The organism is Nocardia cyriacigeorgica NBRC 100375, from assembly GCF_000308555.1.
Lineage (GTDB): Bacteria > Actinomycetota > Actinomycetes > Mycobacteriales > Mycobacteriaceae > Nocardia > Nocardia cyriacigeorgica.
Map to the genome: position 1 here is coordinate 1 of NZ_BAFY01000009.1, position 13,776 is coordinate 13,776.

10 protein-coding genes and 1 tRNA gene are annotated in these 13,776 nt (G+C 69.2%); 7 read left to right on the top strand and 4 right to left on the bottom strand.

The annotated features are described in order from the left end of the window. The coding region (locus tag RJ05_RS00600) for an aldehyde dehydrogenase family protein (RefSeq protein WP_036531674.1) at positions 1-1,705 on the bottom strand (1,705 nt) is incomplete at its 3' end. A 135-nt stretch (positions 1,706-1,840) separates the two neighbouring features. On the opposite strand from RJ05_RS00600, the gene serS reads away from it, so the two are divergent. From serS to RJ05_RS00620, 4 genes are all read left to right on the top strand, one after another. Continuing rightward, a complete protein-coding gene (gene serS / locus RJ05_RS00605) occupies positions 1,841-3,103 on the top strand; it encodes a serine--tRNA ligase (RefSeq protein ID WP_036531684.1) in 1,263 nt (420 codons plus the stop codon). A 174-nt stretch (positions 3,104-3,277) separates the two neighbouring features. After that, positions 3,278-5,029, top strand: coding sequence for a putative bifunctional diguanylate cyclase/phosphodiesterase (locus RJ05_RS00610; protein ID WP_249040557.1), 1,752 nt, complete (start codon positions 3,278-3,280; stop codon positions 5,027-5,029). A 105-nt stretch (positions 5,030-5,134) separates the two neighbouring features. Beyond that, on the top strand, positions 5,135-6,592 hold the full coding sequence (locus RJ05_RS00615) for an MFS transporter (RefSeq protein ID WP_036531676.1): 1,458 nt from the start codon (positions 5,135-5,137) through the stop codon (positions 6,590-6,592). 307 nt (positions 6,593-6,899) lie between these two features. Next, complete coding sequence (locus RJ05_RS00620) at positions 6,900-7,871, top strand: DMT family transporter (protein ID WP_036531677.1); 972 nt, start codon at positions 6,900-6,902, stop codon at positions 7,869-7,871. Positions 7,872-8,063: 192 nt separating this feature from the next. Here RJ05_RS00620 and RJ05_RS00625 read toward each other — a convergent pair whose 3' ends face one another. Both RJ05_RS00625 and RJ05_RS00630 read right to left on the bottom strand, forming a co-directional pair. Further along, a complete protein-coding gene (locus RJ05_RS00625; RefSeq protein ID WP_036531678.1) occupies positions 8,064-9,602 on the bottom strand; it encodes a Rieske 2Fe-2S domain-containing protein in 1,539 nt (512 codons plus the stop codon). A 61-nt stretch (positions 9,603-9,663) separates the two neighbouring features. Continuing rightward, on the bottom strand, positions 9,664-10,740 hold the full coding sequence (locus tag RJ05_RS00630; RefSeq protein WP_249040558.1) for a hypothetical protein: 1,077 nt from the start codon (positions 10,738-10,740) through the stop codon (positions 9,664-9,666). Between the two features lie 98 nt (positions 10,741-10,838). Here RJ05_RS00630 and RJ05_RS00635 point away from each other — a divergent pair, with 98 nt between their 5' ends. From RJ05_RS00635 to RJ05_RS00645, 3 genes are all read left to right on the top strand, one after another. Further along, a complete protein-coding gene (locus RJ05_RS00635) occupies positions 10,839-11,600 on the top strand; it encodes a lysophospholipid acyltransferase family protein (protein ID WP_036531679.1) in 762 nt (253 codons plus the stop codon). Positions 11,601-11,625: 25 nt separating this feature from the next. After that, positions 11,626-12,408, top strand: coding sequence for a lysophospholipid acyltransferase family protein (locus RJ05_RS00640; protein WP_036531680.1), 783 nt, complete (start codon positions 11,626-11,628; stop codon positions 12,406-12,408). 114 nt (positions 12,409-12,522) lie between these two features. Next, a tRNA-Gly gene (locus RJ05_RS00645) sits at positions 12,523-12,595 on the top strand. Between the two features lie 211 nt (positions 12,596-12,806). Here the strand turns inward: RJ05_RS00645 and RJ05_RS00650 are convergent. Further along, positions 12,807-13,776, bottom strand: a 970-nt coding sequence (locus RJ05_RS00650) for a heavy metal translocating P-type ATPase (protein WP_036531683.1), incomplete at its 5' end; no start/stop codon positions are given.

Here is a 13,776-nt window from a genome sequence, read left to right on the forward strand (position 1 = left end):
ACCCCCGCAGAGCGGACGCGAACAGCCCCGGCAATCGCGCCGGATTCTTCCCCGCGTAGAAATCGGTGAGCTTGCGCCCGGTCGACGCCGCGGTGGCGTTGTCGACGAACCACGGCGGCTTGGGCGAGAGCGCCCACTCCGCGTGCAGCACCGAGCGGGGTGCCGGGCGGAACGGGCCGCGCACCACGGTGCGTTCCACGTCGTCGAGCAGCAGCGCGTTGTGCACGATGCCGATGCCGCTCTGCACGTCGTCGAGGGTGTGGCCGGGGTAGGCGCCCCAGGAGGCGCGCGGGGTGAGGAATGCGAGCCCGGTCCAGGCGTTGATCGCGACGGTGCCGTAGCGCAGGCGCTCGATCGCCCGCTCGAAGGCGAGGCCGAGCCGTTTGATCGTCACCGGGTGCGCGATGAGATTCGCCCCGAGGGTGCCGGTGAGCTCGTTGTTGGCGAAGTCCACCGCCCGCTGCAGGAACTCACCGCCGGCTCCGGGCAGCTCGACCACGCCGAGCACCGGTGCGAAGTATTCGGTGCGCAGCAGCGCGGTATCGGCGGCGGGCAGCTGTTCCACCAGCACTCGCCCGGAATCGGGGCCGAGCCTGCGGGCGTCCGGGTAGGCGGCCAGCGCATCCGCGACCCGCTTGTCGCTGCCCGGGTAGTAGGCCGGACGTTGCGGTGCCCGCGTCATCGCCTCGCGCAGTGCGTCGAGAAACCGCTGCTTCTGCGGCCAATCCGCGCTGAGCACCACCGTCTGCGCCGCGACGCAGTTGTAGCCGCCGTTGTGCAGTCGCTGGGTCGCCACGTGTGCGGCCTGATAGCGCAGATCGGCCTCGGACCATTCGCCGGGCACCACGATGGTCGGCGAGACTCCGCCGAGCTCACTGGTGATCGGCTTGTCCAGCAGCGGACGACGATCGTGGCGCCGTTCGATCGCGTCCGGTCCGGTGCCCCACACGATCGCGTCGTGGGTCACCGAGCTGCCGGTCATGTGCACGTGCGCGACTCCGGGATGACGCACCAGGTACCCGCCCGCTTCGGCGCCGCCGGTGAGGATGCGCAGCACACCGAGCTCGACCAGCGGCTCGAAGATCATCTCGAACACCGTGAACAGCGGATCGGTGATCGGATTCAGTTTCAGCGCGACGACCCGGTTGTTCGCATACAGCTCGTACAGGGTGTCCAGCGGCGCGATCGACATGATGTTTCCCGCGCCGAGCACCACCCCGACGCCGCCGGTCGCGGCCGGTTCCCGCTGCGCGAGCCCGGCCTTGCGGCGCGCGGTCGCGGCGTCGACGCCGGGACGCAGCCACACCTCCCCGGAGAACCCGCTCAGCAGCAGCTTGTCGTAGGCGTCGTGCGGCAGCACGGGCACCGCGAGTCGCCCGCCCGGGGCCGGGCGCAGGTCGACGCCGTCGAGCGGGCTGCGTCCGGCCTCCAGTGCCCTCAGTGTTTCCGCGAGGGCGGTGGTGGCTTGCAGCAGCGTCAGCGGGCCCGACATCCACTCCTCGCCGACCAGCGGCGACTGCGGATCGAGCTGTTTGATGGTGCAGGCGGCGCGCACCCAGTCGCCGGCGAAGCGTGCGGTTCTGGTGTGGATCTGTTCGAGGAGTTCGCGGCGGTGGCGCAGCGGGGTTGCGGCCCACGCCTGCTCGCCCGCCGCCAGCTCGGCCAAGGCGTTGTCGATTGCGGTGTCGTCGAAAGTGGTGGCCACAGAACAACTATGCGCCCGCGCACCGATTCCGGCCGGGTGAATCCGGATCCACCCCGGCCGGGTACCGCGCTGCCAGCCGTCGCGAACCGATATCCGATTACCCAGCACACGCCCCGCCAACTAGGCTGGTCAGCCATGATCGACCTCCGATTCCTGCGCGAACATCCCGACGTTGTCCGTGCCTCGCAGCGGGCGCGCGGTGAGGATCCCGCGCTGGTGGACGCGCTGCTCGAGGCCGACGCGGCGCGCCGGGCCGCGGTCGCCACCGCCGACAATCTGCGCGCCGAGCACAAGGCGATGGGCAAGAAGATCGGCAAGGCGAGCAAGGAGGAGCGTCCGGCGCTGCTTGCCGAGGCGTCGGAGATGTCGGCGAAGGTCAAGGAGGCCGAGGCCGCCCAGCACGCCGCCGACGCCGATCTGGATGCGGCCCAGCGCGCCATCTCGAATGTCGTGCAGGAGGGCGCGCCCGCGGGCGGCGAGGACGATTACGTCCTGCTCGACACCATCGGCACCCCGCCGGAATTCGATTTCACCCCGAAGGACCACCTCGAGCTGGGTGAATCGCTGGGCCTGATCGACATGGAGCGCGGCGCGAAGGTTTCCGGCGCCCGGTTCTACTTCCTCACCGGTTACGGCGCGCTGCTGCAATTGGGCCTGCTGCAGCTGGCGGCACAGCGCGCGGTCGCCAACGGATTCACCATGATGATCCCGCCGGTGCTGGTGCGCCCGGAGATCATGGCGGGCACCGGATTCCTCGGTCAGCATTCGGCCGAGGTGTATCACCTGGCCGACGACGACCTGTATCTGGTCGGCACCTCGGAGGTGCCGCTGGCCGGCTACCACTCCGACGAGATCCTCGACCTCAGCGACGGCGCCAAGCGCTACGCGGGCTGGTCGTCGTGCTTCCGCCGGGAAGCCGGCAGCTACGGCAAGGACACTCGCGGCATCATCCGGGTGCACCAGTTCGACAAGGTCGAGATGTTCGTCTACTGCAAGCCCGAGGACGCCGACGCCGAGCATCAGCGGCTGCTGGCCTGGGAACGCGAGATGCTGGCCGCCATCGAGGTGCCCTACCGCATCATCGACGTCGCCGCCGGCGATCTGGGTAGCTCGGCCGCGCGCAAGTTCGACTGCGAGGCGTGGGTGCCGAGCCAGCAGACCTACCGCGAGCTCACCTCGACGTCGAACTGCACCACCTTCCAGGCCCGCAGGCTCTCGGTGCGTTACCGCGACGAGAACGGCAAACCGCAGATCGCCGCGACCCTGAACGGCACCCTGGCCACCACCCGGTGGATCGTGGCGTTGCTGGAGAACCACCAGCAGGCCGACGGGTCGGTGCGGGTGCCTGCGGCGCTGGTGCCGTTCGTCGGCACCGATGTGTTGACGGCGCCGAAGTAGCGCCGTGTACGGCCCGACACGCCTGGGCGAGGATGGGTGCGATGTCCGATTCGTGTGATGTGGCAACCGGGGGGTTTGGTGTTGTCTAGGCTGTCGTTCGTGCGAGGAATCGGGTCTCGCGGCGATACCCGAACCCGGGTGCGGGCCGCGTCTGCGTTGGCGACGGCCATGGTCATGTCCAGGACCACCGGGGCCTTCTATGTGATGGGTGGGGCGCTCGGGCTGATCATCACGGCCGTCGCGCCCGGCGACGAGGGCAACCGGCCGCTGGTCGGTACCGCCGCCGCGGTGGCGCTGCTGCTCGGCATCAGCCTGCTCGGCTGGGGTCCGCGGTTGCCGCACAGCATTCACCACGGCTACGTCGCCATCGCGACGATCCTGGTCACCATCGCCGTCTACGCCTTCCCGAACACCGTCGGCGCGATCACCCTTGCCTCGTTCTATGTGTTCGTCGCCTGCGATGCCGCCTTGTTCTTCGTCTGGCCGCTTGCCATGTCGCATATCGCGCTGGCCATGGCGTTGTGCCTATGGGTGCTGCCCACCCGCGAGGGGCTGCCGTGGTGGTCGGGCCTGATCCCGGCCGGGGTGACCTTCGGGGTCGGCGTCGTCGTCGGGATCCTCACCCGGATGGCGTCGGAGGCCGATATCGATGTGCTCACCGGGCTGCTGAACCGGCGCGGTTTCGACCGCGCCCTCAACACCGCCATCGAGAACGCCACCCGCTCCGAGGAGGGGCTGGCGCTGGTGCTGGTCGATCTCGACCGGTTCCAGAAGGTCAACCATCATCTCGGCCACCGCGCCGGTGACGCCGTGCTGCAACGGGTGGCCGACACCTGGTCCAAGCTGCTCGCGCCGGAACAGCGGCTGGCCCGCTACGGCGGCGACGTCTTCGCGCTGCTGCTGCCCGGCACCACCGAACAGGCCGCGATCCTGCTGACCGAACAGTTGCGCGCCGCCGTCACCACCGGTTGCTCGGCCGGTGTGACCTCCTGGCAGCCGGGCGAATCCGGTTCGCTGCTGGTCAGCCGCGCCGACGTGGGTCTGTATCGGGCCAAGCAGGCCGGCCGCAACCGCACCGTGCTGGAATCGTCGCGGCAGCTGCCGCTGGCGGTGGAGCTGCGCGAGGCCATCGACCGCGGCGCCCTCGACGTGCACTACCAGCCGATCGTCAGCCTGAGCGAGGGCGGCGGCAAAGCCGTCGGGGTGGAGGCGCTGCTGCGCTGGTCGTCGAGCGCGCAACCGGACGTCACCACCGAGGGCCTGATCCGGGTGGCCGAGGAGTACGACCTCATTGCCGATCTGGACGAGCTGGTGCTGCGCCGGGCCTGCGCCGACGCCGCGCGGTTGCAGGAAACCTTCGCCCAGCTCGATCTCACGCTCAACGTCAACGTCAGCGGGCTGGAGCTGGCCGAATCCGGCTACGCCGACCGGGTCACCGGAATTCTGGAGAGCACCGGCTGGCCCGCCGATCAGCTGGTGCTGGAGGTGACCGAAAGCGAGTTGGCCGCCGAATCGCAGACCGCCATCGCGAATCTGCACACCCTGCGCGATCGTGGGGTGCGCATCGCCATCGACGATTTCGGCACCGGCTACTCCTCGCTGAGCAGGCTGGCCACGCTGCCGAGCGACATCATCAAGGTGGACCAGTCGTTCGTGGCCGCGATCCGCTCCGATTCGCCCGCACCGCCGCTGCTCGGGGTGATCGCGGCCTTGAGCAAGTCGCTGGACCTGCAGGTCATCGCCGAGGGCGTGGAAACCGAGTATCAGGCGGCCGTGCTCACCGAACTCGGCTTCGCGCTGGCACAGGGCTACCACTACAGCGATTCGCATCCGGTCGCCGAACTCATCAGCGATCTGAATCAGAACCAGGGCCGGGTCGGTCCGGGCGCGGACGCCGATCGCAACGGCTGGGTCCCGCTCGGCTGAAAATTTCCCTTGACCGGTATCGGCGGCTGCGGCGATGCTTGGCACATGCGTTTACTCGTCTACGGCTGTTGATTCCGTACCGGCAGGCCTGCCGAGCCGATCGGCATGCGTGCGCTGACCGCACGGGCGGTGCTGTTCGCCGGTCTCGGTGACTTCTTCCCGCTCTATGCCATCTATGCTCTGCTGTTCGCCGACCACGGCCTGAACGCGGGGCAGATCTCGTCGCTGTTCGCGCTCTGGTCCGCGACCGCGTTCCTGCTGGAAGTGCCCTCGGGCGCGTGGGCCGACACGGTGTCGCGCCGCGGCCTGCTGGTGCTGAGCGGGGTGCTGCTCACCCTCGGCTTCACGCTGTGGACGGTGCTGCCCAGCTACCTCGGGTTCGCCGCCGGCTTCGTGGTGTGGGGCATCTCGGGCGCGCTGCGATCGGGGACCTTCGAGGCGCTGCTCTACGACGAACTCAGTCTGCGCGGTGAACCCTCGGCGTTCCCGCGCATCCTCGGCTACACCAGGGCGGGCACCGAGATCGCGGTACTGATCGCCATCCTCGCCGCGACCCCGCTGTACCTGATCGGCGGATATCCGCTGATCGGCTGGGTGAGTGTGGCGATGGCGGCTGCGCATACCTGCGTCGCGCTCAGCCTGCCCGGTGCGCCCAAGGCGGTATCGGCGGGTGATGTGGAGGAGTTGGAAGAGGACCCGACCGGCGCATCGGTCCTGACCGCCGGGACGAGCACTGCCGCGCCGAATCCGGCTGTGGGCCAGGACGCTTCCGCTGCGGCGGATCCGTCTGGGGTGTCGAGTCCTTCCGCAGTGCCGGACCCGTCTGCGGCACCGGATCCATCCGCTGCGCGGGATACATCGGTGGCACCGGACAGGCCTGCGGCGCCGAGTTCATCCGACGGGCCGATCAAGCGATATCTGGCGATGCTGCGCTCGGGTCTCGTCGAGGCGACGCGGATCCGAAGCGTGCGCAACGGCGTGGTGCTCGGCGCGCTGCTGTACGGCATCACCGCCTTCGACGAGTATTTCGCGCTGGTGGCCGGGGAGGCCGGTGTCGCGACGGCCGTGGTCCCGGTGCTGGTGGCGATCACGGTGGTCGGATCGCTGATCGGCTCGGTCACGGCGGGCCGGACCGAGACGATGCGGGCTCGCACCATGGGAATCGCCGTAGCGGTCGCGGGCGCGCTGTTCATCGCCGGTGCCGTGGTCGTCGGGCTGGCAGCGCGCTGGCCTGCGGCGCTGTATGTGCTCGCGGGTTCGGGGTTCGTCGCGCTGGGCGTGTCCTACGGCGTGATCTACAACGCGAGCGTCGTCGCGGCCGCCCGATTGCAGGACGCCATCGAAGGTCCGGCGCGGGCGACGGTGACCTCCGTGTCCGGGCTGCTGTCGGAGGTCGTCTCGCTCGCGGCCTTCGGCTTCGTGGCACTGGTGACGGTGTGGTTGTCGATGTCGGCCACCGTCGCGCTGCTCGGCCTCGGCGTGCTCGCGATCGCCGCGGTGACACCGGCCTGGCTGCCGCGCCGGCCCGCACCGTCGAGCAGTTCGACAGGCCATGGCCGGTGATGCGCGGTGACCAGCGCAAACCCCGGCCGCGAGGTCGAGGGCCGACCACGATCGTCACCACCGTGGAGTCGGCCGACCGTGGAGTCGCGGGATTCGGTGACGTCGGCGGTGCTGACGCTCCTCGCTGACGCTCCTCGAGCTGCTGGGTCCTGGCGAGCAGACGATTGCCCAGCTCGGCGTCGAGGCACGGCCGTGGCGGATGATGCCACGCGGGGCCGGTGCCGTCCTGACACCGGCCTGGTTGCGGTGGAGTCGCGCCGCGCACCGGCTGCACGGCGTACCGCTGTCCCGGGGATAGGGTGGCGCGGTGGTGCACAGGCGGCTGGGGCTGGGGCTCGGGATGTCCATCGGGGCCGGTGTCGCGGTGCAGGCCAGGATCAACGGTGCGCTGGGGGAGCGGCTGCACGATGGTATCGCCGCCGCGGTGGTCAGTTTCGGCACCGGTCTGTTGGTGTTGGCCATCGCGTTCGCGTGCTCGCGGACCTTGCGTGACGGCCTCGGCAAGGTGCGCCGGGCGGTGGCGGCGGGGGAGCTACGGCCCTGGCAGTTGCTCGGCGGGCTGTGCGGTGCCGCGTTTGTGGCGAGTCAGGGCCTTACCATCACCGCGCTCGGCGTCACCGCGTTCACCGTCGCGGTGGTGGCGGGACAGCTGTTGAGCAGCCTGGTGGTGGATCGGCTGGGGCTGGCGCCGAACCGACGTACCCCGGTGACAATGCGCCGTATCGGTGCCGCCGCACTCGGCGTGTTCGCCGTGGCGCTGGCCGGGCTCGGTAGCTCGGAGGTCAGTGGCGCGCTGTCCGCGCCCACCGCCATCGCCGAGGTCCCGCCGGCGATCCTCATCGTCGTGCCCGCGCTCGCGGGTATCGGCCTGGCCTGGCAGCAGGCCGTCAACGGCCGCGTCGGTGCGGTCGGCGGCCCGTTCCCCGCGACCGGAATCAACTTCGCCGTCGGCCTGGTCGGTTTGCTCGTCGTCGAAGCCGTGGTGGTGGCGGGCGCGGGGTTTCCCAGCGAATTCCCCACCGAACCATGGCTTTACCTCGGCGGCGTGATCGGCGTCGTCTTCATCGCGCTCGCCGTCCTGGTCGTCCGCTGGGTCGGCGTCCTGCTCCTGGGCCTCACCTCGGTCGCGGGCCAGCTGCTCGCCTCGGTCGCGCTCGACGTGATCATCCCGACCGGGGCGGGTCTATCGATCACCGCCCTCATCGGCTGCGCCCTCACCCTGATCGCCGTCCTGCTGGCGACGGGCAGGCCCGGCGTGCGCTCCGAACAACACGGTTGACCGGAACCAGGACGAGCGGCCGGTGCTCCGAAACAGCACAGCCCGGCCGCCGGGCTCGCGCGCTCAGGAACCTGCCGCCCGGACCGACGCACCGCCCACTTCGACCAGCTGCGTGGTCGGCGTCAGCACCATCTCGATGCCTCTGCGTCCGCTGCTGCCAAGGCTTTTCGTCGGACCGACGCCGGCCCCGACTCAGACGAGCTTGCGAGAGCGCAGCTCATGCCCCTTCGAGGTCTTGCAGCGGCCCGATTCCAGATCCCACTGCCAGCCGTGCAGATTGCAGGTGAGTGTGTTGCCCTCGACGACGCCGAACTTGGACAGGTCGGCCTTGAGGTGCGGGCAGCGGCGCTGCACTTCCCAGCCGTCGAGTTCGGTGGAGGCGGAGTCGTCGTGCGCCTCGGCGAACCAGCCGTCGGCGTAGGCGATGCGCTCGTCGGTGAGGCATTTGAAGAACGTGTAGAGGAACTCGTTGTAGCCGCCGATGCGCCAGGCCTGGAAGCGGGTGGACAGGAAGATGGTGTTCACCCAGTCCGGCTCGTTGTCGCGCAGCACGGTGCGCACCAGCTCCGGGGCGATGCGGAAGCCGTAGCGGTACTTGCCCTCGCCCTCGATCGGCCCGCGCACCAGGCGCTTCGGGAAGTCGAGCACCACGGTTTCCTCGCCGATCACCAGGCCGACGGGGTAGCCGATGCCGTCGCAGATCAGATCGCTCTGCGCCATGATCGGCTCGAACAGCGCCTTCAGCGGTTCCAGCAGCGGACCGTCGCCGGTGGCCCACGAGGCCTTCTCGGCCGCGAGCACCGGCGCCATCCGCTGGGCCATCCGCTCGATGTAGCCGGCCTTGTCGGCATAGATCTCGGCGGGATCGAAGGGATGGGTGAGCTCGAGTTCCGCGCCGCGGACATCGGCAACGGATCCGGGGATCATCAGCACCCCGCCGGCGTTGCCGTGGATCCGCATCTGCTCCAGGAACACCATCTGATCAGGGAAGATGTTGCCCTCGTCGCCGCGGTCGTCGTTGAGGTAGCGCAGTTCGTCGTCGAGGAAGACCGGCGGGCCGGCCGAGGGCACCACCCAGGTGGCGCCGACCTGCTCGATGTAGCTGCGGGCCCGGTCCATCCCGCGCTGACGCTTCTGCTTGCCGAAATTCGACTTGGTGCGGCTGGGGATGTCGTAGACCATCGGGTACCAGATCGCGCCCGAGTACTGCAGCAGATGGATGTCGACGTGCCCGAACGCGTCGTGCAGCACGTCCATGTCCACCGGGCGGGCGTCGTTCATGTTGAAGCAGGTGGTCTCGCCGTCGGAGACGACCAGTCCCGAGTCACCGATGGGCCCGTCGGCGGGCGCGCGCAACGCGATGATCATGATGTCGAGCTCGCCACCGGGCCCGGTCACCGTGTGCTTGACCGAATCCTCGGTCTCGAAGAACTTGTGGAAGCCCAGCTTCTCCAGTTCACGACGCAGATCGGGCACCGGGTAGTCCGGCAGCAGGACGGTGGCGTCCTTGTTGACGTGCTCGGCCAGGTTTTTGGCGTCGAAGTGGTCGCGGTGCAGATGCGAGACGTAGAGGAAGTCGCAATTGCCCAGGGTGTCCCAGTCGAGCTGGGAGTTGTCCGGGAACGGGAACCAGGACCCGAAGTAGGCGGGGTTCACCCAGGGATCGCAGAGAATCGACCCGGCCGTCGTCTGGATATGGAAACCCGCATGTCCGACGCTGGTGATCTGCACGAGCTTGTTCCTCCTGAACCGCGGTGTTTCCGAACTGTCAGCCGGTCGTCCAGGGTAGTCGCTACGGCGAGACGTCCCCGATGCAGTAGCCGTCGGTTCCCTCACGCAGGGTGAACGTCTTGGTCTGGGTCACACCCGAGGAGTTGGTCACCGGCACCTGAACCGAGACATATCCGGCGCGCAGCGACTGCGAGCTGATCTGCTGATCGGCGAACGAGGTGGTGCCGGTGAGTCGGCCAGGGTTGTTGGCCAGCGGCGCCGGGATGGGGCTGCCCGTACCCTGTGGATCCCAGGTGGCCGGGTTCGCCTTGCAGATCAGCGGGTGGGTGCCCTCCTGGTCGGACGGGTCGAGCGGTTTTCCGGTGAGCCTGGCCAGGTAGCGGCGGACGGTGTGGCGGGCGTCGGCGTCGTCGTAGCCGGGTTCGGCGCCTGCGGGAAAGACCCGGGGGCAGGCGTACCCGGAGGCGACGGCCGCCCGGTCGACGGTGACGGTGGTGCCCGCATTTCGCCAGGTGACGACGTCGTCGGTGACCGTGCCCGGCCGGGCAAGGGCGGCCAGCACCGGCTGCGGATCGGCGTACATATCGGCCACGGTGAGCGGCGGCAGCGTCCAGCAGGTGGTCTGGAGCTGGGCGATCGTCTTGTTCTCCAGGTCGACGGCCCAGCGCTGCACCGCGGGCGCCGCCTCGGGGACACCCGGCACCGGACCGACTGGGGGAGCGTCGGCGGGGACCGGAGGTGCGGCCGGTGCGGTCGTCGACGGCTGGGTCGGAATCGCCGCGGGCGGCGTGGTGGCGATGATGGAGCCGTCGTCGGCGGGGTCGTCGCCGGGGATGCCGGAGGCCGAATCACATCCGGCCAGCAGCGCCGCACCGGCGAGGGCCATGGCTGCGAACGCGGCCCCCGGTGCCCCGGCTCCCCGCCGTTGGTCCCGGCTGCGTGGGGTCCTTGCGTCGGGCAGCCGGCGAGCGACGCCCGCCCGGCGGATACCGCAGACACCCCGACCACCCGGCACGCCGGACCGATCGGCGCCGACAGGATCGCTCGCCCGATACGCGGCGCCCGCGCCGTGATCGGCCTGCGAGACGTGACGGATGTCCTGCGATTCGGGCGCGGCGCGGTCCACTTCGGAGATCACCTTTCCTCGTGCGTGACTGGGGTCGATCACCCTTGCCTACGGCGCGCAATACCGCCGCACTGCCGGATCGGCCGGGCAGCGACTACGCTAGCGGAATTGTGGAACCCGTCTACCGGACGATCATCGGCCTGGCCCGTACCGTCTTCTTCATCGAAGGTCTGAAGTTCACCGTCACCGGCGATGAACACATCCCTGCGTCCGGTGGTGCCGTCCTGGCGGTGAACCACACCGGATACATGGACTTCACCTATGCCGGCCTGCCGGTGCGCACGCCCAAGCGCTATATCCGGTTCATGGCCAAGAAAGAGGTCTTCGACAACAAGATCTCCGGCCCGATCATGCGGGCGCTGAAGCATATTCCGGTCGATCGGTCCGCCGGCGCCGATTCCTACAAGGCCGCCGTCGACTATCTGCGGCGCGGTGAGCTGGTCGGGGTATACCCGGAGGCGACGATCAGCCGCAGCTTCGAGATCAAGGAATTCAAATCCGGCGCGGCCCGCATGGCCATCGAGGCGGATGTGCCGATCATTCCGATCGTCATCTGGGGTGCGCAGCGGGTGTGGACCAAGGGTTTCCCGAAACGACTGGGCCGCACCAACACTCCGATCTCCATCGCCGTCGGCGAACCCATCCGGCCGTACGAGCCCGCCGCCGACCTCACCGCGCAACTGCGCTCGACCATGCAGCGCATGCTGCTTGAGGTACAGCGCGATTACCAGCACGAACCCGGCGCGTACTGGGTTCCGGCGCGGCTGGGCGGCAGCGCTCCGACGCTGGCGGAGGCCGACGCGATGGACGCCGCCGAGGCCGCGGAGAAGGCGGCGGCCCGGGCGGCACGCAAGAACGCCGCACAGCAGTAGGTCGACCACAATGGGGGTTGCGCGGATGGCTCGGGAACCGGTCTACGACATCCTCACCGGTTTGGTGCGCACAGTGCTCTGGGCGCAAGGTCTGCGGATCGATATCCGCGGCCAAGAGCTGTTTCCGCGCACCGGCGGCGGTGTGGTCGCGGTGAACCACACCGCGTACCTGGATTTCATGGAAGTCGGTCTGGTCGGCCGCAATTCGGGCCGCAATGTGCGGTACATGATGAAAGCCGAACTCGAACACGGGATCGTCGGCTTTCTGATGAAGCATTGCAAAGCGATCGGCGTCGACCGGTCGGCCGGTGCCGAATCCTTCACCCGCGCGGTCGATGCGCTGCGCGCGGGTGAACTGGTGGTCGTCTATCCCGAGGCCACCATCAGCCGCAGCTTCGAGTTGAAGGAATTCAAATCCGGTGCCGCGCGTATGGCGCTGGAAGCCGATGTGCCGATCATTCCGCTCGCCATCTGGGGCGCCCAGCGCATCTGGACCAAAGATATTCCGAAACGGCTGGGCCGCAATAATTTCCCGATCAATATCCGGATCGGAGCGCCGATCCCGCCCATGGGCACACCTGACGAGCTGACCGCCCGGTTGCGCACCGAACTGGGCGCCCAGCTCGCCGCCGCACAGGACGGGTATCCGGCGCCGCCCGGCGAGCCGTGGGTGCCCGCCCGGCTCGGCGGCGGGGCGCCGACCTTGGAGCGCGCCGCGGAACTCGAGCGCGCCGAGCTGGCCGCGCGCCAGGCCAAGCGCGAGGCAGCGCAACGGTTGCGCCGAGATCCGGCACCTGAACGCGAGTAAGGGGGGTCGTTGTCGCCGGTGGGAAACACCTGGTGACTAGCCGGTTTGGCAGCCGCCGCCGCTTCCGGCTAAAGTTTGGCGTCGCACGATGGCGGGTCACCGCCGCGGCGATATGCGGATGTAGCGCAGCTGGTAGCGCATCACCTTGCCAAGGTGAGGGTCGCGGGTTCGAATCCCGTCATCCGCTCTCATTCTCTTCGGGACCTCTGCGATTCCCTCGCCGCCGGTGTGGTCGCGACCTGCCGGATGGCCTCCACCGCGCAGAGGGCGGCACAGCGGAAAACCGCGCGGGTGACCGGATGCCTGGCGATCAGCAGCAGACGATTCGACATACAAACCTCCGAACGAACACGGGCGGGACGGCCGACAAGCCGTCCCGCCCGTTGCTCTGTGTGCCGTTACTGCGCGGTGGACCGGAAATTGCGCAACCGCAGGCTGTTGCTCACCACGAACACCGAGGAGAACGCCATCGCCGCGCCCGCGAGCATCGGGTTCAGCAGGCCGGCCATGGCCAGCGGGATCGCGGCCACGTTGTAGGCGAAGGCCCAGAACAGGTTGCCCTTGATGGTGGCGAGGGTGCGGCGCGACAGCCGGATCGCATCCGCGGCCGCGCGCAGATCGCCGCGCACCAGCGTCAGGTCACTGGCCTCGATGGCGACATCGGTGCCGGTGCCCATCGCCAGACCCAGATCGGCCTGGGCCAGGGCGGCCGCATCGTTGACGCCGTCGCCGACCATGGCGACTACCTTGCCCTCGGCCTGCAACCGCTTGACGGTCTCGACCTTGTCCTGCGGCAGCACCTCGGCGATCACCTCGTCGATGCCGACCTGATCGCCGATCGTGCGGGCCGCGGCGGCATTGTCGCCGGTCAGCATGATCGGAGTCAGGCCGAGCGCGCGCAGCTGGGTGATCGCCTGCGCGGAGGTCGGCTTCACCGCATCCGCCACCACGAGCACCCCGCGCGCCTTACCGTCCCAGCCGATCGCGACGGCGGTCTTGCCTTCGGCCTCGGCGGCCGCCATCGCGCGTTCGAGGTCGGCGTCGAGCTGCTGCGACCAGTCGGCCAGTAGCCGGGCCCGGCCGACGATCACCGCGTGACCGTCCACCACACCCTGCACCCCGAGGCCCTCGATATTGGCGAATTCCTCCACCGGCTTCAGCTCGCCCAGCTTCTCCCGGGCGCCCTTGGCGATGGCCTGGGCGATCGGGTGCTCGGAGGAATCCTCCAGTGCGCCGGCCAGCGCCAGCACCTCATCGGCGGCTTCACCGTCGGCGGCGATGACGTCGAGCAGGGTCATCTTGCCGGTGGTGACGGTGCCGGTCTTGTCCAGCACCACGGTGTCGACCCGGCGGGTCGATTCGAGCACT